Origin of the sequence: uncultured Draconibacterium sp. (assembly GCF_913060805.1) — a bacterium.
Lineage (GTDB): Bacteria > Bacteroidota > Bacteroidia > Bacteroidales > Prolixibacteraceae > Draconibacterium.
The window spans coordinates 31,537-55,147 of record NZ_CAJXTC010000017.1 but is presented as its reverse complement, the minus strand read 5'-3'; the positions used below and the strand labels follow the sequence as shown (position 1 = coordinate 55,147).

The 23,611-nt window shown below is 42.3% G+C and carries 14 protein-coding genes; 9 read left to right on the top strand and 5 right to left on the bottom strand.

Annotated features, from left to right (window positions below; all coding sequences use genetic code 11):
* Position 1: 1 nt before the first annotated feature.
* The 4 genes from QZ576_RS11945 to QZ576_RS11930 all read right to left on the bottom strand — a co-directional run bounded on the left by QZ576_RS11945 (position 2) and on the right by QZ576_RS11930 (position 7,503).
* Entirely contained in the window at positions 2 to 1,228 is a 1,227-nt protein-coding gene (locus tag QZ576_RS11945; RefSeq protein WP_297097439.1) for a serine hydrolase, read from the bottom strand.
* 69 nt (positions 1,229 to 1,297) lie between these two features.
* Positions 1,298 to 4,060 (bottom strand): phosphoenolpyruvate carboxylase, encoded by a 2,763-nt coding sequence (locus tag QZ576_RS11940; protein WP_297097438.1) that lies wholly within the window; start codon positions 4,058 to 4,060, stop codon positions 1,298 to 1,300.
* A gap of 285 nt (positions 4,061 to 4,345) precedes the next feature.
* A complete protein-coding gene (locus tag QZ576_RS11935) occupies positions 4,346 to 4,717 on the bottom strand; it encodes a hypothetical protein (RefSeq protein ID WP_297097437.1) in 372 nt (123 codons plus the stop codon).
* A gap of 239 nt (positions 4,718 to 4,956) precedes the next feature.
* Positions 4,957 to 7,503 (bottom strand): M14 family zinc carboxypeptidase, encoded by a 2,547-nt coding sequence (locus QZ576_RS11930; protein ID WP_297097435.1) that lies wholly within the window; start codon positions 7,501 to 7,503, stop codon positions 4,957 to 4,959.
* 248 nt (positions 7,504 to 7,751) lie between these two features.
* On the opposite strand from QZ576_RS11930, the gene QZ576_RS11925 reads away from it, so the two are divergent.
* The 9 genes from QZ576_RS11925 (at position 7,752) to QZ576_RS11885 (ending at position 22,180) form a co-directional block, all read left to right on the top strand.
* Entirely contained in the window at positions 7,752 to 10,445 is a 2,694-nt protein-coding gene (locus QZ576_RS11925; protein ID WP_297097433.1) for a TonB-dependent receptor, read from the top strand.
* Positions 10,445 to 11,500: a DUF4249 domain-containing protein gene (locus tag QZ576_RS11920; protein WP_297097431.1), complete on the top strand. Its 1,056-nt coding sequence runs from the start codon at positions 10,445 to 10,447 to the stop codon at positions 11,498 to 11,500. Before QZ576_RS11925 ends, QZ576_RS11920 begins: the two co-directional genes overlap by 1 nt.
* Positions 11,501 to 11,510: 10 nt before the next feature.
* Complete coding sequence (locus QZ576_RS11915) at positions 11,511 to 13,160, top strand: hypothetical protein (protein ID WP_297097429.1); 1,650 nt, start codon at positions 11,511 to 11,513, stop codon at positions 13,158 to 13,160.
* Positions 13,157 to 13,882, top strand: a complete 726-nt coding sequence (locus QZ576_RS11910) for a hypothetical protein (protein ID WP_297097427.1) — start codon at positions 13,157 to 13,159, stop codon at positions 13,880 to 13,882. The genes QZ576_RS11915 and QZ576_RS11910 overlap by 4 nt, the downstream gene beginning before the upstream one ends.
* 63 nt (positions 13,883 to 13,945) lie before the next feature.
* Positions 13,946 to 14,716: an outer membrane beta-barrel protein gene (locus QZ576_RS11905; protein WP_297097425.1), complete on the top strand. Its 771-nt coding sequence runs from the start codon at positions 13,946 to 13,948 to the stop codon at positions 14,714 to 14,716.
* 12 nt (positions 14,717 to 14,728) lie between these two features.
* Positions 14,729 to 16,012 carry a hypothetical protein gene (locus QZ576_RS11900; protein ID WP_297097423.1) on the top strand — a complete coding sequence of 428 codons (1,284 nt, stop codon included), beginning with the start codon at positions 14,729 to 14,731 and terminating at the stop codon, positions 16,010 to 16,012.
* Positions 16,013 to 16,254: 242 nt separating this feature from the next.
* Positions 16,255 to 17,169 (top strand): lytic transglycosylase domain-containing protein, encoded by a 915-nt coding sequence (locus tag QZ576_RS11895; protein ID WP_297097421.1) that lies wholly within the window; start codon positions 16,255 to 16,257, stop codon positions 17,167 to 17,169.
* 81 nt (positions 17,170 to 17,250) lie between these two features.
* Complete coding sequence (gene uvrA / locus QZ576_RS11890) at positions 17,251 to 20,124, top strand: excinuclease ABC subunit UvrA (protein WP_297097419.1); 2,874 nt, start codon at positions 17,251 to 17,253, stop codon at positions 20,122 to 20,124.
* Positions 20,125 to 20,515: 391 nt separating this feature from the next.
* A complete protein-coding gene (locus tag QZ576_RS11885; protein ID WP_297097417.1) occupies positions 20,516 to 22,180 on the top strand; it encodes a nucleoside kinase in 1,665 nt (554 codons plus the stop codon).
* 272 nt (positions 22,181 to 22,452) lie between these two features.
* Here QZ576_RS11885 and QZ576_RS11880 read toward each other — a convergent pair whose 3' ends face one another.
* On the bottom strand, positions 22,453 to 23,550 hold the full coding sequence (locus tag QZ576_RS11880; protein WP_297097416.1) for a glycosyl hydrolase 53 family protein: 1,098 nt from the start codon (positions 23,548 to 23,550) through the stop codon (positions 22,453 to 22,455).
* Positions 23,551 to 23,611 lie beyond the last annotated feature (61 nt).

Genomic DNA, 23,611 nt, shown 5'->3' with positions numbered 1-23,611 from the left:
GTTATTCCCTGATTTTATCGGCCACATGCCAAAGGTCAAAATCGCCGTAATGTTCCAGCGAATTTCCACAGTGAACGATAATAATCTCCTTATCGGGAATCACATAAATATTTTGTCCCAGATTGCCGGAAGCCATAAACTGAAAAGTTGAATCGCAATTGGCTTGTCCCCACCACTGGTAAGTGTAATACACATGTTTGCAATTATCGCCGCCAAACCAATCGGGGTAAATGTCACGAGGGATATCTTTCTTTTCTCGCGTAGACGTCAGCACCCAGTCTTCAGAAATCACCTGTTTGCCGTTCCAGTTACCGTTATTTAAGAAAAGCCTGCCAAAGCGAGCATAATCAATAGCCCGCGCAATCAATCGGCTGGGCATGTATTCAAAGCCCGATCGTTTACTGTCGATGGAAAACAGCGCATCGTACGCCATAATCTCCGACCACAGTTTTTCTTCCAGGTATTCCGAAACGGTTTTGTTTGTAGCCCGTTCAACAATCAATCCCAGATAGCTGGTGTTGTAATTATTGTACTGAAACGATTTCCCGGGTTCTCTGTCAATTTCTACCTTTTTTAGTAATAGCTTGCGAACATTTGGATGATAATATCCGACAGCTTCGGCGTGCCACGGAAGGTGAATGTATGTGCCCGGAATATAACCGGTAAAATACTTTAATCCCGATCGCATTTCAAGCAGATTTTTAATCGTTATTTTTTCAAAATCAGAATCGCGTTCTTTGAGCTCGGGAATGTATTTGGTCATCGGATCGTCAATGCTGGCAATCAATCCATCGTCAATTGCCGCACCAATTAAAAACGAGATAAACGACTTGGCCATCGATTGCGAATGAAAATAAGATTCGCGCGAAAAGCCGTTGAAATATTTTTCATACAGAATGGTGTCTTTACGAATGAAAATCAGTGCTGTGGTTTGTGATTTTTCTGCCCACTCATCAAACGAGCTAAAGCCCGATTGGTCAACTCTGTCTTGAAATAAGTTTTCCACAAAATCTTCATCAGGTGCTTTTGCAAACTTAAAAGTGTCGGTTGAGCCTTCGATTTTCCTGTTTTCGAATTTTTGGTAGTCGTAAACATCGGCCACATTCATTGTCGCTAAGCGATAAACATAAGTTGGCGAATATTTTATGCACAAAACAAGCAGGAAACCTACAATTAGCACAACAGGCGTAAGGAGGATAATTTTTAATGCTTTTAAAAGGGTCTTCATCGTTTTATTTTATATCTGAAATAGGTAACGTTTTTCGTTTTTAATTACAGTTTTTTTGTGAATGAAAAATTAGCCGGTGGTTCCCATCGCGTTGGCAATGGCATTTACCGAAAGCAACAATTGGTTGAGGATATCTTTGTTCTCGTCGGCATCGGCATCTTGTAGTTCACGCCATTTGTTAATGTAATGCACCTGGTAATTGTGCAGCGTAATAAGCGCTTCGGCACGTAATTGCGTGGAGAAATAATGACTTTTACGCCGTTCTTTCATAGGGCGTCCCAGCAATTCATTCATAATTTGCTGCGTTTTTTCAAACTCTTTCAGCAAGAGATTTAAAACCTCGGAACGTGTCTCAGTATTTTTTACCAGGCCACCGTAAAGCTGCATAATGTCTTTGTCGGTACTGGCCAAACTGGTGTCGACATTAGTTAAAACATATCGTATAAACTGGTTTTTAGGAATCAGTTTTTTTAGTTTATCGTATTTGTCGGGGCATTCTTTTTTCATTTTTTCGAGCGTCGATCCAACGCCGTACCAGCTGGTAATGTGGTAGCGCGATTGTCCCCAACTAAATACCCACGGAATTGCCCGGAGGTCGGAGAAACTTCTTTTGCCGGTACGTCGTGCCGGACGCGAACCAATTTTGCTGTGCTCAATCACATCGATTGGTGTGGCCTCCTGGTAAAAATCAAGGAAATGTGGATTTTGAAGCAGTTCGGTGTAAGTATTGAAACTTTCCTGCCCCATAAATTCCATAATTTCGGCGATATCGTCGCCATCTTCTTCGGGCGTTTTGTGCAGCAGCGTGTTTAGCGCATTCCCCGACATCATTAACTCGAGGTTGTAAACGGCATTAATTTTATTGGCAAATTTCTTTTCAATGCTCTCGCCTTGCTCGGTAATTTTAAAGTTGCCCGAAAGTGTGCCGTGTGGCAGCGAACGCAAAAACCAGTGAATTGGACCGGCACCGCGACTTATAGAACCACCTTTTCCGTGGAAAAACTTAATATCGATGCCGTATTTTCTGCCCACTTCAGTAATCTCTTTTTGAGCCTTGTACAAAAACCACGCACTGGCCAGAATTCCTCCGTCTTTGTTGCTGTCGCTGTAACCGATCATAATCTCCTGTGTTTTTACAGGAAGGTTTTGCGCCTTACGTTGGTATTCCAAGCTGTTCTGTACCTCCGGATAACTAAAATATTCCTCTAAAATAGCCGGACTGTCGATCAAATCCTGAATGGTTTCGAAAAGGGGAACAACATGCAGTTTAATGATCATCGTTTCCTGAAAAAGCGTAAGACCGGCTTCGCGTGCAAGAATGTAAACCGTCAGTAAATCACTCGCACTTTGGGTCATGCTAATAATTAGCGAACCGATGGAGTAGTGCGCATATTTCGAGATATGATTGTTGAGTAACTGGAAACATTCGATCGTGTTTTTCGATTCGGTATCCAGCTGGCTGTAATCGTGGGTAAACGGCCGCGCCGAGTGCAGTTCCTTTTCCAGAAATGCCTTTTTAGATTCTTCTGTCCATTCGGTATCTTTTACGTTAAATGGATCAGATTTTTGAACCAGTTGTTGCAGCGCCAAATGGTAATAGCGACTGTTCTGCCTGATGTCGAGTTCGGCAAGATGAAACCCAAAGGTTTTGATAAAAAAGATGGACCGGTTAACCGACTGGTTGGCGATGTCGTTATAATTGGCCTCTAGTAAGGCGCTTTTTAGCAGCTCCAGATCTTCGATCAATTGTTTTGAGTTGTCGTAGGTGCCTTTAGCATCATCCAATTCAAACGACTGTTTCTGCCCGATATTTAGTGGCAGTTTATTAATAAAAAGCTGCACAATAAGTTTAAACGCTTCGTTTTTCGATGCCGAAATAATCGATTTCGTTTTGTTACCCGTTTCGGCCACCAGTTCTTTAAAACGGTTAACCATAAACTCCGGAAGTTCCGATATTTCGAAATAAAAACTCAGGTCGTCTGCCAGTCTGTTCAGCTCATTTTTAACTGTGATAAACGCGTTTAAGCGAAGTTTATGCAATGCTTTTTTAGTTACTTCGGCAGTAACAAGCGGATGTCCGTCGCGGTCGCCACCAATCCAGGTGCCAAATTTTAATCGCGGAAAATTGTTGTTATTGATTAGTGCGGTGGAATCGAAACCTGAAAATTCCCAGGCCTGAACAAGCCGGCGGTTTAACAGGGGAACCACTTCTGGGAACACATTTACAAAATAGTGAATGGCATTATCCAGTTCGTTTTCCACTGTTGGTTTTTCCATGTAAAACTCGTCGATGTGCCAAATTGATGAAATGACACGTTTCATTTCTTCGCGGTTTTCCTGCAATTCGTACGAGTTGTACATCGAGTTTTCTCGCTTAACCAAAAGCAGGTAGAGCTCGCGGTATTTTTTCAGAATTACCGGACGTTTGGCCTCGGTGGGGTGCGCAGTTAAAACCGGCTGTATGGAAATATTGTCAAGCGATTCGAGAATTTTATCCTCTGCAATTCCTTTTTCTTTTAACAGATTTATGCTGTTAGCCCACAATCCGTTTGTTGCAAGCAGCGAATTGCCTTCTTCCGTTTTTCGGCGTTGTTGCACCGCTCCGTTTGTTTCGGCCAGGTTTAACAGCTGAAAACAAACCGAATACATATTAAAATGCTTTTGCGAAAAATGTCCGGCATTCTGTGTGTTTTCGTCACCGATCCATGGCATGACGGCAGCCACTTCTTCCTCGCCATTTTCAATGAGTACTTCGCGGAAACAGGTTAAAAGAAATTTGAGATCAGAATAAGGTTTTCCAAGTTCCTGGATCAAAATCTGCAGATTCGACATCGTGCTATAGTTTTTATTTATAAACCATAACAATTTAAACGAAAAAAGTTTCTCATCATAATTTTTTTGCGACCAAAAAAGTTGGTGTAATTTAATTTGTAGAGCTGTCAATTATTTGAAATTGAGTGTGATGTGATTGGGTAGATTGCACTTGGGGGATAGAGACAAGGAGTTGAAAGACTTTGGACTAAAACGAGATAATGACTTGCAGCAAAATCGATTTTGCTACAGATGAAAAGGAATTTAGGGAAAGCAAACAGCTGCCGTACTTTCTTCAACGAATTTTTAGGCAGGAACGGCACACATTCGCAGTGCTTCAGCGTTTAAAAAGGCATGTGCCTGACCGTACGATTGCAGGTTGCGATTTGTGGTGAAGATATTGATCTTCAGGTTCGGATGATCAACCTCTTCCGAAAACACCTGTAATCTCCTTGGTGCGTTTTGCGCCGGAATTATTTCGCCGGTTTCGTAGTTGTACGAAAAATCGCCATGTTCGGCAAAGACAAACTCTATGCCCGATTGCCCGATAGCTAAATCGTAAAAACGTGAAAAAACAATGTAAATTCTTCCGTTGGGCATTCCGTAGTAATGCGCAGGAAAAGCAGTTGGTAGGTATGATGCAGGGGTTTTGTGAATGATTTTTGCCAGTGCTTCCATATCGTTTCAATTTAAAATGTTATCAATAAGCGATAGAACCAACTGATATTGATACCGACTTCTGCGTGTCGTAACACTAATAAATTATCAAAGCTCCACTTTGGGTGGTGCCTGATAGTTTGCCTATATAAAAATGTTAATACGTCCTTCTACATATATATTCCTTAAATCGCTAAAAGGTAATCCCTCAATGGTTTCCTTTCATGCGATTTAAGGTTTTTGGTGATTCAATTGGGCAATTAGCGGATGATGCCTCCGAAAAATACTGAATTGGAGAATAGTTTATTGGTGCCCAGCCATGTTCCTCTAAAACTCATATCATCGAGATAACTGATCAGTTTACCTCTTCCAATATTTTGAACTGAAACTATCGGGGCTCCTTTGAGGCGGTTTATGTTGTCGTCCGAAACCCATCCGCTTAGGTACGGTTGTTCGCTGAATTTTACCGGTTCAGCATATTTCTTTTCCAGCGAATTGGCAACTGTAATGTCGTTTTTGAAAATGGCCAGTTTATCATCAGAATAGCCGTAACAAAGTGGGTGTGTGATGTCTATTTCTGATTCGAAAATTGCACCGCTGATGTAGTTCAGGCTACGTTCTTTACTTCGCTCGGCATAGGTGAGGTAGCGTGTTGTGTCGGATGCTACCGGTTTTTTGAAAGTGATGTTGCCAAATTCATTTTTAGCGGCCCAAACGGCTGCATCTTTACAAACAATCAGGTTGCCACCGTTTTTTACCCAGGTTTTCAGTTTGTTTATGTCGTTTGAGTTCCATTCTCTTAGCGATCCTGTCAATATAATGTTGTTGTATGGTGCCAGATTAATACTGCTTCTTTTGTCCATATCTGCTAATGTGATTGGAATATGATAGCGTTGATCGAACAGGTGCCAAATTTCGCCGGACTCACTGGAGCTGGCGCTGCCGCCTACAAACATCAGCATGTTGGGTTTTGTAAGGTGAGCAAAACTACCACTACCCATGTCAATTCCAGTGGGTGAAAGCCCGGTTGAAAGTGCATAAAAATCAATTCCTGTTGACGTGGCAATTTGCTGAATAAAGCGGTAAAGTGCATCCGGTGATAAGCGCTGGCCGCTGGCAGGAATAAATATCGTTCCATAACTGAAATCTTCATTGGAACCATCAAGTTCAAACGAGAATTTTTCGGTAGCTACTTTGGTAATTAGACCTGCCGTTTGTAATTTGTAAAGTACTTCCGGAACATTGTATTCATTCCATCTGAAAATGTATCCCACTCCGCTTTTCGCTCCAATAACTTTTCCGGTAAGTTTTTGGGCTTCAACCGGCTCTTCACTGGCTGAAACACTTTTTAGCGATTGCAGACCGGCAACCGGAATATCATAAGCATGTGTAAATGTCCATGTTGATACATCATAAAAGGTTGTGTCGGTGAAACTGTGAATGTCTTCAAATATCGATTCAATAAGCCTTACCTGTTTTTGTTTTGTTGGCACAATATAACTGGTGCCGGCCTTAAATGTAATTTCGTCAGCCGTTAAATCACTGGTGTTTTTATACACTTCAATTTGGTGTTGATTCAGGAAATCGATAAACATCTGGGTTTTAACCTTGTCGTATTCGCTGCCAAAAACATAAGCTTTTGTCGGGTAGTTATCGGCCACTTCAAAGGCCGACTGATAAAATTCTTTTTGCATCTGAAGCAGTTTGTCGTGCATAGATACAGCTGCTTCCAAAGTAGACAAAGTTGTGGTGAATTGGTTTCTGATACCAAAAGCCAGTTTTCTCAATCCATTGTCTGTTTGGCGAACGCGGCCTTGAAACCGGGCTTGTTCGAACAAAATACCAATGCTGGCATTAACATCCGGGTACGATGAGCCTTTTCCATAATAGTAGTCGTCATACTGTTCTTCAGAAAAATAGGTAGAACCGATGGCATCTAGAAATTTAGCATGATATTGTGCTATTTCATGTGTAAGCTCGTAGTTTCTTTCCGGTGTTAAAGGATTGTTCCGACTGGGAACTCCCGGCTGAAAAAAGAAAGTAGAGTTAGGACCCATTTCGTGATGATCGGTAACAATATTCGGTTTCCACTCGTGAAACTTTTCCACCCGCCCTTTACTTTCAGGATGTACCAACAGTAAATAATCGCGGTTTATATCGAACCAGTAATGGTTGGTTCTTCCTCCGGGCCAAACTTCGCTAAACTGGCGCGAATTGTTATCGCCGTTAGCCGCATAGCTTTGATGCATGTTTGCCCATGTGCTGTGCCGGTTAAAACCATCCGGATTTAAACACGGATCAACAATAACAATTGTTTTATCGAGCAGCTCGTCGATTTTGGCACCTTCTGCTGCAGCAAGATAATAAGCTGAGAGCACTGAAGAGTTTGTGGCACTCGATTCGTTTCCGTGAACTCCATAACCGAGATTTACCACAACTGGCACTCCTTCCATTGAAATTTCTTTATCCGGATCGGAATAATCATTGTGAAGTCGTTTTAATTCATCTAGCTTACTGTGGTTTTGTTCAGAAGTAAATACCAAATGAACAAGCGGCCTGTTCTCCCATGATCGGGCATACTCATACATAATAGCGCGATTGGAACTTCGCGCAATTTCTTTCATGTAATACAAAACCTGATCGTGTGTAAGGTTCCATTCTCCAACTTCTTGCCCGAAAAACTCTTCAGGTGTTGGGATTTCGGTATTATAACTAACGTCGTCAGGTAAAAAGTACGACAGTTTTTCCTGTGCTTGTGAAAAAATTACAAAAAATAAAATTGAAAGAGTTGTAATAGATCGCTTCATTTTAATACTATTGTTAAATATAAAGAAGGGTAATTGGTTTATTGGTTTCGAAAGATTGAAAAAAAATCAGACATTTTCAAACAAAAATGCTAACAAAAGTCATGCTTGGCTAAAAGAGTGTTATTGTTTGTTGTGTTTGTTTAACAATTTGTTTTAAATTGTGTCGAAATTAAACCTGCGAATAAAATCAAAGTCAAACAATTTCTAAACCAAGGTTCAAAAAATTGAAAAAATCTTTTATTAATTATATGCTCCTGTTTTTATCTCTTTTGTTGGGGAGTAATACTGTTTTGTATGCCCAGCAAATTGAAGAGGTGAAAATAAGCGGTTCATACCAGAATCAGCTGCTTGAGCAATTTTTGAATGACTTGGAGACCAATTATAACTTACGGGTTTATTACAAAGACTCCTGGATTGAAAATTATACTATCTCCAATCAATTTGAAGACACTCCTTTATTACAGGCGCTAAATAATGTATTTTATGATTCGGAACTGACCTATGATTTCTTTCAGAATGACGGAATTGTGGTTTTCAGAAGGTCGGCAGATACGCGATCGAAGTTTGATGATTACAGTCAGACATTGGTGGTTGGCGACCCGATGAATTTAGGACGATGCAAAACAGCAAAACTAAAGGGGCGGGTGCTCGATGGAAAAGACGGATCACCGCTGGTTGGTGCCGTGGTTTATTCAAATAAACTTCAAAAGGGTACCACATCCGATGCGAGCGGAAATTTCGAAATGGATCTGCCTACCGGCGATTTAAAATTAACGATCACCTATATAGGTTTTGAAGGATCTACAATTGACATCCGAATGATTGAAGATGGTGCTGCAGATTTTCGTCTGTTTGAAGAATCGCACAACATTGATGAGGTTACCATTTTGGGATCGGACGCCGATGTGCCGCGTGCGCAGATGAGTATGGTGCAAATGAGCGGAAAAGAAATTCAACAATTGCCTGCGTTAATGGGTGAGGTTGATGTGTTAAAAGGACTAACAATTTTGGCGGGTGTACAAACCGTTAGCGAGTTGTCGTCGGGTTTTAATGTGCGTGGTGGAAACACTGACCAAAACCTTATTCTGGTAAATGGTAGCCCGGTATTTAATTCATCGCACCTTTTTGGTTTTATGTCGCTCATTAATCCCGATGTTGTGGAGAATGTGCGACTTTTTAAAGGTGGAATGCCGGCACGTTATGGTGAGCGGGTGGCTTCGGTAATGGAGGTCGATTTTAAAGAAGGAAACGACGAAACCATGCGAGTTTATGGTGGAATTGGAATTATAAATTCGCGCCTTGCACTTGACGGGCCCTTAACAAAAAATAAAAAACTTACTGCTGCCATTGGTGGACGTAGTTCGTATACCGACTGGTTATTAAAAGAAATTCCGAATCTCGACTTAAACGAAGGCGTTACTCATTTTTACGATGTTTCGGGGAAATTGACGTATAAGTTCAATCAGCACAACAAATTAAGTGTAATGGCTTATACCAGTTTCGATGAGTTTAGTACTAGTTCACAATCGATTACGGAGTATGGTAACTTGCTGGGTAACCTAAAACTCAACAACCGTTTTGGTGAGAAATTTTACGGCGAGTTGGATGCGGCCTATAGTCGTTATGATTACCGACTTACCGATTTGGCCGACGATAAACCTTACGAAGCTTATTATCTCGATAACCAGTTGCAGTACAGTTCGACGGGGTATAATTTTAAATGGCATCCGAACGAAAGGCATAACGCAGAAGCCGGTTTTAAAGCAGTTTACAACGAAATCAGTCCCGGTGAAATTATTCCGCGACATGATACTACCGTAATTATCGGGCGAAAATTGGCGAAGGAGAAAACGCTGGATTGGTCGGTGTATATAAGCGACGAATTCCAAATCTTGCCAAACTTTTCGATTGTGGCCGGTTTGCGTTACAACCATTACAGCAATATCGGTACGCCGGTTGTTTATCTGTACGACGAGGACCAGCCCAAGACGCCGGGAACGGTTGTCGACTCGCTGCAGTTTGGCAAAAACGAGGCTTCGGCAACTTATAGTGGAATTGAGCCAAGGCTGGCGTTGAACTACGATCTTGACATGAACACTTCGCTGAAATTCAGTTACCAGCGAACACGACAAAATATTTTTCAGCTAAGTAATAATGCGGTAATCTCGCCGGCCGAGACCTGGAAAGCTGCCGATTACCATTTAAAACCACTCATTTCCGATCAGGTGGCAGTGGGGCTTGAAAACAACTCGTTGTTCTCTGATGTCGATCTTTCGGCAGAGGTGTATTATAAAAATCTTCAGAATTTAATAGAATATAAAAATGGTGCCCGGCTGATTATGAACGATCATGTTGAAACGGCACTTGTCCCGACTAAAGGTTATTCATACGGAATTGAGTTGAGCGCCCGGAAAAACTTTGGACGTTTAACCGGTTATGCCAGCTACGTGTATTCACGTACAATGCGAAAAAATACCAGCGAGTTTGATGAGGAAAACCTGTGGACCGGCGATTATTACCCGTCGATTTACGATAAACCTCACGATTTTTCGCTTACAGCCACTTATCATATCAGCCGCCGTTGGCGTTTCTCAAGTAATTTTGTGCTTGCTTCGGGGCGACCTACAACCTTACCCGAAATTAAATACGAATTTGCCGGAGAAGATCTGGTCTATTATTCAGACCGAAATAAGTACCGGATGCCATCGTATCATCGTTTAGATGTTTCGATAACTTTCGATGAAAACCTTCGGAAAAAGCGCATGTGGAAAGGTAGCTGGACCCTATCGGTTTACAACTTGTACGGACGAAACAACCCGTATTCGGTATATTACAAAAAAACAGTTCCGGGCGAGAGCAATCACTGGACCCGCTATTCTTTATTTAAACTGTCGGTAATCGGTATTCCGGTACCTTCATTAACATATAATTTTAGGTTTTAATGAAGCATATATTCACATATGGTTTTTTGTTGCTCATCCTGTTAACAGGGTGTGAAGACATTTACCGCCCCGATATTGATAAGGTGGACAATGTTTTGGTTGCCGATGCAAGAATATCTGCCGATAACGATATCAACTATATTCATCTGTACGAATCGGTAGGTTATTACGATAATGCCAGTACGGGGCCCGCTGTTACAAATGCTAATGTTAGCATAATTGATAACGACGGGCAGGAGCATCAGCTGCCGCATTATGCTCAGGGACAATATGAACTAAATATGCACATTGATCGCAATAAGCAGTATAAGTTAAAAATTGAATACAACGGAGATACTTACGAGTCGGACTTTGAAAAAGTCCCGCAAAAACCGTCGTTGGATACTATTTATGGAGTTGAAGAAACTTTAGTTGAACTTGTAGGCGGCGAGAACGATGTTGATGCTGTTCGAAGAAGAGAAGGCGTAAGGTTATATGCCGATATTTCAACGAATGAAGAGATGCCCTATTTTAGGTTTACAACCCATTATGTTTTGCAATATTCATATTCAGTTGTAACGAGCCCAATGGCTCCGACCGATTATTATTTTGGTTGGAAGCATGTATATCCACAGGAAGGATTATTTAATATAGCTTCTCCTCCGGAGTACTCCGCTTCAAAAGAAATTAAGAAACATCCGCTGTTTTTTATTCTAAATACCAGAAGAGATTCAATAGGGCACCATTTCGAAGGTTGGATTGTTATGCTTTATCAGCATGGATTAACTGAAAGTGGACACGGTTATTACGATGATTTGAATAAACAGCTTGATGCAGAAGGAAAAATATTCGATCCATTGTACGTGCAGGCGCGCAGTAACATGGAATGCACCACTAATTCTGACCAGGTGATTTTAGGTAACTTCGAAATTTCCTCCTCTAACGAGACACGTTATTATGTAAGATATGTTGGAAAGGAGAGTGGTTTTATTTTTCGGCCGATCGAGGAGTTTTACGACATCCCGCCATCGGGCGAGCTGAAGAATATGGTACCGGAATTCTGGCAGTATCCATAAAAATGAACGAATGAGCAGAGCTTTAAAAATATTACTTCTTGTTGTGTGTGTGTGGGCCGGGTTAAAATCCATGGCGCAAACCACCTCCAACCGGGAACTTGTAGTGTTTACCGATCGCGACTTTTGCATTTCGGGAGATACTTTATGGATAAAAATGTATGTACCGCAAGAGATGCAGAAATACGGAAATATTGTTCGTTTGCAGCTCGAGTCGCAATCCGGAAATTTAATTGCATCGCGTGCCGTAAAATGCAACGAAACAAATGCCGAAGGTTTTATTGCTGTGCCCGATTCGTTACAAACCGGGTTGTATTTTGTGCATGCCTTTTTTAATGCGCAACGTAACAACGGAGTGCTGAAATGTATTGGCAAGTCGGTGTATGTTTATAATCGTTTTGAGGAAGCAATTGACCGCTTGCCGGTAGTGGAAAACAAAACTGCAGTTATTGAAACGGAAAACTCGGCTAGCCAGATCACAATAAATCTTGAAGCTCAAAATTATGGCCGCCGCGATGAAGTAAAAGGTACCATTAATGCCGGAAGCAACGAGTTTGCCTACATGGTAGCAAGTGCTAGGATAATTGAACCTTTTTCGCACGAAAATACCGGATTCCTGAACTTCGAGATGAAAGACCTGAATGAAGGTATTCCTGAATTTTCGGAAAAAGACGGAGTACTGATCAGTGGCCGCCTTAGCGACAACGAAACAGGTAATGCAAGCAACGAATTGGTGCTGTTATCGGTTACCGGAAACGAAACTTATCTTGATTATTATTATCCCGATTCAGCAGGGCTATTCTACTTCTTTTTGGATGATGCAATGGGAAATGCTGACCTCATTATCCAACCTCTTGCAGTTGGCGATAAATTGTACGATGTAGAATTGATCCCGAATTTTATGTCGGGCGTGCAACAATTAAAATTCGACACCACTTTTATAAATCCAAAACAGGCTGAATCTATTGAAAACAGCCTAAAAGGTACCTTCTTTAATAAGCTTTTCCGGGGAGTTTCCATCAGTAGTAACGATGCTTTTGAGATGCCAAATCCCTACGGAATGCCATTTTACGGCTGGCCCGATAATCATGTTATTCCCGATCTGTTTATCGATTTACCCAACTTTAAAGAGATTTCGCGCGAGTTACTTATCGGCTTTCAATACCGCGACCGAAACGATGAGGTTACTTTCAGGATGTTAAATTACGGACAGGATCAGTTTTTCGAAGATGAACCGTTGCGACTGATCAATGGAATTCCGGTGTTTAAAAATTCATTCTTTCAGAATTTGAAATCAACGGAAATTGCCTCGATCGATTTGGTAAAAAGCGAACGTATTTTCGGCGACCTGCGTTTTAAGGGCGTGCTCATCGTGTCTTTAAAAGATAAATCGAATGGCTGGTTGGCTCAACAACCAAATATATTTCAGATGAAAGTGCCGTGTATCGAATTTCCGAGACAGGCCAATTATGCCCCAAAAGGAGAGGGTAGGGCACAACCCGATACCCGTAGGCAGTTTTTAAACGAGGTGGTTGATACCGATGGAAACTGGCCATTTAGTTTTCAGCTTTCAGATGTAAAAGGAGATTTGGAAATTAAAGTTGAGGCGATAACGAAATCGGGAGAACTGTATAGAACGTCAAAAATAATATCGGTACAATGAGCAGCTTAATAAAATATACAGGAGTGGTTTTGGGAATGCTGTTTTCGTTTGTTGTGCAGGCTCAGGACACGGGGATCGATACATATAATCTGAATAGCGAATCGAATAATCTCGATGGTAAAATGCTTGGCGAAGTTCTTACGCTTAGCGCCGAAGCCAATTATTACTTTTTGTATCCCGACGACTGGGTGGCGGGCTCGATAAAATTTGTAAACGGCAATGTGTTCGAAAACCTGCGATTGCGTTACCAGGCATTCGACGATGAGCTGATTTCGTACAACGATAACGGACGTTTTTTATTCCTGGTTGAAAAAGAGCTGGTGGAGAGTTTTACGTTTCAGGATGGTAACCAAACGCGCAAGTTTGTTCGCCTAACAAAAAACAACAATCAGCAAACCAATATGTATTTGGAAGAGTTGTACAAAGGACCTGTTAGTTTAATGGTTAATTGGTATATCTACCAACAATCGGTTAGCCCTTATCGCGATAGAAACGGGATTACGCGCGCTGTAGATTACCAGTTGCACAAAGACTATTATTTGTATACTGATCGGGATGGTTTAACAAAAACACGCCTTAAAAAACGTGCTTTACTTACGCGCTTTCCTGAAAATAAAAAAGAAATACGAAAACTTCTTCGCAAAAATAATCTGCACGTAAGCGACGAAGAATCAATGGTTAAAGCACTTCGGCTATTAACCGAAAATAATCTTACAGAATAAAAATTTTTGTTTAACGCAACCCAAGCGCAGCTTCTTGCATCTTCATAAAAACAAAAAACTATTATGAAGAAACTACTTGTGCTGCTGTGCATTTCGGTGTTGTCGCTTTCCGTTTTTGCGCAATCCGAAAAAGGTCATGTCTACCTGAAAAACGGTTCCATTATTAAAGGAAAATACACGTATACAAACGACGGAAAACAATTGAAAATAGAATCGGCCGGAAATGTATGGATTTTCGATGCCGATGAAGTGGATCACATTGCCTCAAAGCGTGAAGTAAGAACAATGTTCGACGAAGAAGCCGTAACGGACGTAAAATGGTTTTTCAGAACCGAAATGGGTGTTTTAGCCGGAAATTCGGATAACAGTCAGTCGGCGCCATTTTCTCTTACCGGCTCGGCAAACTACCTGGTAAATCCGAATTTGTCGGTGGGTTTGGGATTTGGTGTTGAGTTTCTGAAAGAATCGTACATGCCCGTGTACGCCAATTTCGAATACCGTTTTAAGAAACAGCTATCCAGCCCCTATGTATTTTTTAAAGCCGGTTACCAGGTTCCTATCGAAGACTCGAACGAAATTTATTACGATGTGTACCCCATGTGGAGCAGTTTTGCGCCGTGGCCGAGTGATATGGGCCAAAACGGTTTCGACTGCAAAGGAGGAGTGCTTGTAAATCCCGGTGTTGGATATCAGCAAATGTTTTCCAATAGTTTTGGGATGAACTTTGCCGTTGGTTACCAGTTTCACCGCCTCAGCTACGACGGTAATAACGACTATTCGCTCGATATCGACTACAATCGCGTAACCGTTAAAATCGGTATTATTTTCAACTAAAAACCACAGAAAATGAAGACAATCAAAAATATATTTCTGCTACTGTTTATAGCGCTGGCTTTTTCAGCGTGTATGGACGAATACACCGAAGAGTTTACAGCCAATTCGCCGGTTTACCTGAGTTATGAAGATTTGCGTGCCGGAGTACAATCTGCCGACTCGCGCGACCTTGTAAATCCGGGAAAAATCTATTTTAAAGATGGCTACCTTTTTATTGTTGAGCAATTTGAAGGCGTGCACATTATCGACAACCAAAATCCTGCCGATCCGCAAAATGTTGGCTTTATCGAAATCCCCGGAAATGTTGATATTTCAATAAAAGACGATATTCTTTATGCCGACAGTTACATTGATTTGGTTGCTATCGATATCAGCGATATTAATAATCCCGAAGAAGTGAACCGTGTTAAGAATGTGTTGCCTTATACTTTGCCTCCAGCCGATGAAGATTACCGTTTTGCCGAGGTGGAAGAAGACAAAGGTGTGGTTACCGGATGGGAAATTAAAAAGGTGCGCCAGACAATGGAGTACCACTATTACCCGATTTACCGTTGGGGTTACGCCGAAGATGCCATGATGGATGCCGCTCCCGGGTTGAGTAACGGAAGTGGACAAACCAGCACTTTTGGTGTTGGCGGATCGATGGCCCGCTTTGGTTTGTACGACGATTATCTGTACGCCGTTGATGAGGCCAACCTTCATGTTTTCGATGTAAAGGCTCCGGAAAGTCCGTCAGAAATCGGAGAACAAAACGTAGGATGGAATGTGGAAACCATGTTTATTTACGACGATCATATGTTTTTGGGAACACAATCGGGTATGCGCGTTTTTAACATCGAAGTGCCAACATACCCGGTTTATGTCAGCGATTTTTGGCACGTTACAAGTTGCGACCCGGTGGTAATTGCCGATGGTTATGCCTACGTAACTTTGCGTGGCGGAACTACCTGCGGAAGCACGGTTAACCGCCTCGATGTTCTTCAGCTGGCCGACGATTATGTGGGTAACGATCTTATTGCGTCGTATCCGCTGGAAGGTCCTTACGGACTGGGAATTGATGGTGATGTGCTTTTTGTTTGCGACGGCGATGCCGGGCTTAAAGTTTACAATGCCGAAGATAAAACGGCCATTGACGATCATATGATCTCGCACTTTGCCAACATCAACACCTACGATGTAATTCCGCTAAACGGCTACCTGTTTATGATTGGCGACGATGGTTTTTATCAGTACGATTATTCCGATTTGCAAAATATTACCCAGGTAAGTCACATTCCTGTTTACAGCGAAGATTAACAGGCGAAGACACTTTGGGTCCTCCAACTCTGAAAGATATCTTAAGGCTCGGCAAACTGTCGGGCCTTTTTATTGTTATACGGTTTGAGTAGATTGATAATCTGTGGATAGCTATTTGAAACACAATAAACAACAACGTAAATTTATTTGGGTTTTTCAAATACAAATCGGTAAGATTCAATCGCTAATTAAGGCAAAATTGTATTTTTGCTGTTTGAAAAAACTAAAGGAAGAATAGACGGATGAAGAAGAAAATTTGGAGAAGATTTGTAGCACCGTTTTTAGTGGTGATGAACATTGCGGTGGTAGTCGTTATTCTGGTATCGGCGCAATCGGGGAGTACTGAAGTAATAGTGAATAAAGAGGTGAAATACGAGCCTGTTGAGTTGCCGGACGAAGTTAGTTTTGCCGGCGAAAAAATGCCGCTCGACCGCTTTTATGTAAAAGAAGCACTCGACCGCGAACTGCTTTCCAACGCTTATTTTCATTCGCAAACCATCCGTTACATAAAACTGATTCCTCGTTATTTTCCTATTATCGAGCCCATCTTAAAAGAGCACGGCATACCTGATGATTTTAAATACCTGGCAGTGGCCGAAAGCGGATTAAATCCGCGGGCTGTTTCACCTGCTCGCGCCGTTGGTTTTTGGCAGTTGATGGAAGGAACAGGAAAAGATTACGGGCTGGAGATTAACAGCGAAGTAGACGAGCGTTACCACATCGAAAAAGCAACTCATGTAGCCTGCGAATACATAAAAAAAGCTTATGAAAAATTCGGAAGCTGGACAATGGTGGCTGCTGCCTATAACCGCGGAATGACAGGAGTAAACCGCCAGATTGTAAGACAAAAGGAAGATGATTATTACGATTTGCTGATCACCACCGAAACAGCGCGTTACGTGTATCGTATTGTAGCTTTGAAATTAATTCTCGAAAACCCGGAGAAGTACAAGTTTTATATTCCCGAAGAGGATAAATACCAGATCATTCCAACTAAAAAAGTGGAGATAAAAGGTTCGGTATCAAATTTTGCCGACTATGCGCAAAAACAGGGATTGAGTTATAAAGTCTTCAAAGATTTCAATCCGTGGCTGCGCGAGAATGAACTCACTTATTCGGGCAGAAAAAGATATTGGGTAGAAATTCCGGAATTGTAAAAGCCGATTACTAAAGTTACATCGCCCCAAACTTGTATTGATTGTGCTGCTGAAATTGTTAGCAGCACGAAATTGCTTAAAATGACGAAAAAGAAAGTAGAAACAGATACCGAAGTGCAACTGGCAGAGCTGGAATCGGAAGAGAAGATCATTGTTCAGGGAGCTCGTGTGCACAACCTCCGAAATATTGATGTTGATATTCCGCGAAATAAACTCACCGTAATTACCGGGTTGAGTGGAAGTGGAAAATCGTCGCTGGCATTTGACACTATTTATGCCGAGGGGCAGCGTCGTTACATCGAAACGTTTTCGGCTTATGCACGCTCGTTTCTCGGAAACATGGAACGTCCCGATGTGGATAAGATCACCGGTTTGAGTCCGGTAATTTCCATCGAGCAGAAAGTAACCACCCGAAATCCGCGGTCGACAGTTGGTACGGTAACCGAGATCTACGACTTTTTGCGTTTGTTGTATGCCCGCGCCGGCGAAGCGTTTTCGTACAACACCGGCGAAAAAATGGTAAAGTACACCGAAGAAAAGATCATTAATCTGATTAAGAGTGATTTTGCGGGTAAACGTATTAATATTCTTGCGCCTGTGGTAAAAGGCCGTAAAGGTCATTATCGCGAGTTGTTTGAGCAGATTCGCCGCAAAGGATTTCTGACTGCACGTATCGATGGCGAGCTGACCGAATTGATGCACAACCATAAAGTTGATCGTTACAAAAACCACTTTATCGAAATTCTGATCGATAAGTTGGTAGTTGACGAAGCCAGTACAAAACGATTGAAAGACAGTGTGCAAACGGCCATGAAACATGGCCACGGAATTTTGATGATCCTCGATCACGATACCAACGAGGCCAAATATTACAGTCGTTTGTTGATGTGTCCGACAACGGGAATTTCGTACAACGAACCGGCGCCGCATAACTTTTCGTTTAACTCGCCACAGGGAGCTTGTCCGAAGTGTAACGGACTTGGTCGCGTTACCGAGATCGATCTCGACAAGATTATGCCCGAGAAAGATAAAAGCATTCACAAAGGTGGAATTGCACCGCTTGGACCATACAAAAACACACTTATTTTCTGGCAAATTGAGGCACTTGGCGAGAAACATGGTTTCACGCTAAAAACGCCGGTAAAAGATATTCCTGAGGAAGGACTGAACGAAGTTTTGTTTGGAACGAACGATCGCATTCAGCTAAAAAATACACCGCTTGGTAACAGCATGAATTACATGATGAGTTACGATGGGGTGATAAAATACATCGATAATCAGCGCGAAGAAAGCACGTCGAAAACGGCACAGAAATGGGCCAACCAGTTTGTAAAAACTATCGAGTGCCCCGAGTGTAAAGGCATGCGTTTGAAAAATGAATCGCTGCACTTTAAAATCGATGGAAAAAATATTTCGGAACTGGCAAAGCTGGATCTCGACGAACTGGGCGAGTGGCTCAATGGTTTGGAAGATCGTATTACGGAGCGTCAGTTAAAAATTGGTGCCGAGGTGATCAAAGAAATCCGCGACCGCCTTGGTTTTATGTTGGGCGTTGGCCTGAATTATCTTGCGCTCGACCGAACCGCACAAAGCCTATCCGGGGGCGAATCGCAGCGAATTCGTTTGGCAACGCAAATTGGTTCGCAGCTGGTAAACGTGCTTTATATTCTTGATGAACCAAGTATTGGTTTGCACCACCGCGATAACCTGAAACTGATTCAGGCGCTGGAGCAGTTACGCGATTCGGGGAACTCGGTAATTGTGGTGGAACACGATCGCGACACCATGTTACATGCCGATCACCTGATTGATATGGGACCGCATGCCGGTCGTCATGGAGGAGAGGTAGTGGCAGCCGGAACACCGCAGGAAGTGCTGAAGTCGAAATCGCTGACGGCCGACTACCTCAACGAAAGAAAAAAGATTGAAGTGCCGGCCGTGCGCAGAAACGGGAAATCCGATATTTTTAAAATCACAGGTTGTTCGGGCAATAACCTGAATAATGTTACGGTTGAAATTCCGCTGGGAAAATTTATCTGTGTTACCGGAGTTTCCGGCTCGGGAAAATCGACGCTGATAAACGAAACGCTCCAGCCTATTTTAAGCCAGCATTTTTATAAATCGCTGAAAGATCCGCTGCCCTACAAAAAGGTGGAAGGATTGGATCTGATCGATAAAGTTATTCGCGTCGACCAGTCGCCGATTGGTCGCACACCGCGTTCGAATCCGGTTACGTACACCAATGTTTTTGGCGACATCAGAAGTTTGTTTGCCCAGTTGCCCGAAGCAAAAATCCGTGGTTATAAACCCGGTCGCTTTTCGTTTAATGTAAAAGGCGGACGCTGCGAAGAATGCCAGGGCGGGGGATTGAAACTCATTGAAATGAACTTTTTGCCCGATGTGTATGTGCATTGCGATAAGTGTAACGGCAAACGCTACAACCGCGAAACGCTGGAAGTGCGCTACAAAGGAAAATCGATCAGCGATGTGTTGAACATGACAATCAACCAGGGCGTGGAGTTTTTCGAACATATCCCATCTATTGCCAATAAGCTGAGTACTTTGCAGGATGTTGGTTTGGGCTATATCACGCTGGGGCAGTCGTCAACAACACTTTCGGGCGGCGAATCGCAACGTGTAAAACTGGCTGCCGAGCTGGCCAAACGCGACACGGGAAAAACTATTTATATTCTGGATGAACCTACAACTGGTCTGCATTTCGAGGATGTACGTGTACTGCTCGAGGTGCTGAATAAGTTGGTGGAAAAAGGAAATACGGTAATCGTTATCGAGCACAACATGGATGTAATAAAAGTTGCCGATCACATTATCGATATTGGTCCGGAAGGCGGAAAACACGGTGGTAAAGTTCTTTGCACAGGAACACCTGAAGAGGTGTGCAAAAACAAAAAATCGCATACAGCCAAATACCTGAAACAAGAGTTGGGATTGTAGAATTAAATTCTAGTGGCGAATTCCGAATCTTTTTGCAAGGTGTGCCCTTAGATCCGCCTTCGAGAAAAAGCGTTAAGAAAATAAATGGAAAGAACGTAAAGAAATCAAGTCTGTTTGACGATCGTTAGACCTGAAGCATGAAGGTCTAAAAGGAGGAGTTTCTTGATTTTAGTGAAAGGAATTTATTTTTAGTTTTTTATCGTCAGTGGTGGCTTTTTTGAATACTTTTTCAGCTATAGGAAAAAGTATTTCCCGTCCGGAAGGACAATTGAGAAAAGTTGTTTATAAAACTGAACGTTGTACGTACTCCATACCTGAAAAACTTGTGTCACTACTGTAATTGCTCATCGCATTTTCATACATTTACCTGTAGAAACAGATGACAGTTACTATGAAAGAAGTTGAAATTTATTGCCGAAATACACATACATCCCATACTTATCCTATGGGTACATCATTGCTCGAAATCAGTAATGATCTGAATATAAAACTCCAAAACCAAGTTTGCGGTGCCATTGTAAATCATCAGGTTAAGGAGTTGTCGTTTTGTGTGGTAAAACCCAAACACATCGAGTTTATCGACTTTACGCATCCCGACGGAGTGAGGATGTACATCCGCAGTTTGATTTTTGTTTTGTATGCTGCCGTAAAAGAAGTTTTTCCGCACGTGGCATTCAAGGTGCAAAACGGTATCAGCAATGGTTATTTTTGCGAATTACAGGGACTGGAACGCGAGATTTCTGACTCTGATATCTTTTCCATAAAACAGGAAATGAATGCGCTTATCGAGGCCGATATTCCTTTTGTGAAGAAAGGCATTATCACATCGCACGCTGTTGATCTGCTGGCAAAACAGGGGCTGGAAGATAAAGCACAGCTGTTCGAACAACAGGGAAGAATGTATTCCTACCTTTATTTTCTGAACGATCTTGGCGATTATTTTTACGGCAACCTATTGCCGTCAACCGGATATATTTCAAATTATGGTTTGGTCCCGTATTTTGATGGTTTGTTGTTGCAGATACCCCGGCGAAAACACTTCAAGAAATTGCATAAAATCGTTTACAACGATAAACTGTTCGAGATCTTCCAGGAGCAAAAAGACTGGGCGGAAATTCTGAACGTTTCCACCATAGGTAGTTTAAACGATTTTGCATTGCAGAACCGCAGCGGCGATATCATAAAAATATCGGAAGCACTGCACGAGAAAAAGATCGCTGAAATTGCCAATCAAATATCGGCGCGCGGAAACGGAACAAAGGTGGTGCTGGTTGCCGGACCGTCGGCTTCGGGAAAAACCACATTTAGTAAACGATTGGGTGTGCAACTGGCAGTTAACGGCATGCATCCGTACCAGGTGTCGCTCGACGATTATTTTGTTGACCGAGAACATACGCCGAAAGATGAGCACGGAGAGTACGATTTTGAAGCATTGGAAGCCATCGATATTGAGTTTTTTAATCACCAGCTGATCGAACTTTTTGAAGGCAAAGAAGTGCGTTTACCAAAGTTCGATTTTCACAGCGGCAAACGCATGGAAAACGGAAGAACGCTAAAACTCGATAAAGATGATATTTTGATCGTGGAAGGAATTCACGGAATGAATCCCGGTTTGCTGACCGATGTAAAGGAACAAAATACGTTTAAAATATTTATCTCGGCGCTTACCCAGATTTCGGTGGATGAGCATACGCATGTTTCAACGGCTGATAACCGCTTGTTGCGACGAATGATTCGCGACTGTAAATACCGTGGTTATCGTGCATCGGAAACGATTAAACGCTGGCCCTCGGTGCGAAAAGGAGAGGAGAAAAATATATTCCCTTACCAGGAAAACGCTGATATAATGTTTAACTCGGCAACCATTTACGAGCTGGCAGTTTTGAAAAAATATGCCGAGCCGATATTAAAATTAGTGCTCGAAAACCAGCCAGAGTATATGGAATCTACCCGTTTACTGGAGTTCCTGTCGTACTTTAAACCCATCAGCGATCTGGAAATCCCACCAACATCGCTACTGCGCGAGTTTTTAGGCGGTAGTAGTTTTGTGTATTAATCTTGTAATTAGGACTAATTAGTTACCGGTAAAAAATAATAGATTACTTCGCTACGCTCGTAATGACTCCAGTTTAGGGGGCATTAGGCAGCGGACAGTAGACTATCAGGCCGACATGAACATGTTCATTGTCCGCTGCCAACTTTGTACTCTAATTATGTCATTGCGAAGGAGTGAAACGACTGAAGCAATCTAATTCAAATGCTTGGTAGCTCCAAATGGCTACAGCCAAAGGGGGAAGGATTAAATTTGTTGACTTAAGTTATATCAACCTATTCTGCCCCAAACGCCGACAACACCGGCAGTGCTTTATTATCAAAATCGAATACAGCCTGGTTTTCCCATGGCGAGGCATCGGTGGCTTCCGGGCCTTTCCAGGCAATGAGTTCAGCTCCCCAGTAACAAAAGCCACGGCCTTTTTCCACTTCGTCAAACGAAATTTGTTTGATACGTTCGATAAACTGTTGCTGTCCTGTTGTTGTTGCCGGGTAATCGGGCAGAATCAACTGGTCGTCTTGCCCCACAATATTGTTAGTCCAGTCGTTCCAGTCGAGCGTAAAAGGGTAGGCGGTTTCGGCCAGTACAATCTCTTTATCAAAGGTTTCGCTCAGGTTAGTCATGGTGGTTTTCAGGCTCGTTAAACTTTTGCCATGCCAAATGGGGTAATACGATAAGCCAATCATGTCGTAATCGAGGCTGCGAACCACATTAAAAAACCAGTCTGCATTGTTGAGACCTGCATAATGGATCATAATTTTAGTAGTCGACGAATTATCGCGCACAGCCTGAATTCCTTTTTCCATCAACTCCCGAAACTGGAAAGTCTGGTCCTGAATGTTTCCTTCGGGATGCAAAAAACCACTGTTTATCTCGTTCCCGATTTGAATGTAGTCGGGCGAAATTTCGGTCACTATTTTTTGAGTGTAAGCGTAAACACTGTCTTTTAATGCTGCATAAGAAACGCTGCTCCAACGTGCGGGCTTGCTTTGTTGGCCCGGATCGGCCCAGGTATCGGAATAATGAACCGTTAACCAAATATCGAAGCCTTTTGCCTTTAGTTGGTTGGCAAATGTTTTCACCTCGTTAAAACCCGAATGTTCGTTCTCCGGATCGACCCACAAACGCAGGCGAACCGTGTTCACACCATTTTCTTTTACAATGTCGAGAAAATCTTTTGCATTGTTTTCAAGATCGTAAAAAGTTGGATTCGTTAATTCAATTTCGGGTAACTGCGACAAGTCCATGGCCGAAATCAGCTCTTTAGTTTCCGGATCGGGTGTTGGATCAACCGGATCGTTGTTATCGTCGGAGCATGCGGCAAAAAATAGTACTACCATCAGCAGCATGTATATCAATCTAATTCTTTTCATCTTTTCTGTTTTCATTATTTTCAGGATGACAAATGTACCTTTCAGGAGAATAAAATACAAG